At 31.0% G+C, this 378-nt stretch carries 1 pseudogene; it reads left to right on the top strand.

Annotated elements, in window-relative coordinates:
* Positions 1–378, top strand: a pseudogene (locus IU405_RS00375) (hypothetical protein); the annotation flags it as partial.

The raw sequence follows: 378 nt of genomic DNA, 5'->3' as shown, positions 1-378 counted from the left end.
CCACTATACAGGAAAATCTGAAACGGACTATGTTTACAGAATCAGGACAAATGACTCGACATATAATTCAGGTTTTACTGCAAAAGATTTATTTCATATTCCTTATGAAAAAAGACATCTAATTGGAAATAATAGATTTAGTCTGTCTGGTTTTCCTTGTTTATATTTTGGAAACAAAGTCTATTGCTGTTGGGAAGAACTAAACAGACCAAAAATTGAGAATTGCTTCATATCTAAATTTGACTTAACAGGCCACCATTTTATTGACATCTCTCGTAAACCAAAAGAGATCAATAAGTCATTATTGCAACTGTATGAAATATTAGAAAAACAAGAAGATACAGCTCACGAACATTTGGTTTTAAGTTTTGAATACCT

Source organism: Polaribacter sp. BAL334 (assembly GCF_015767435.1).
In the GTDB taxonomy this organism is placed as follows: domain Bacteria; phylum Bacteroidota; class Bacteroidia; order Flavobacteriales; family Flavobacteriaceae; genus Polaribacter.
Note: the sequence above shows the minus strand (reverse complement) of the source record. Positions and strands in the feature narration are given on the sequence as shown.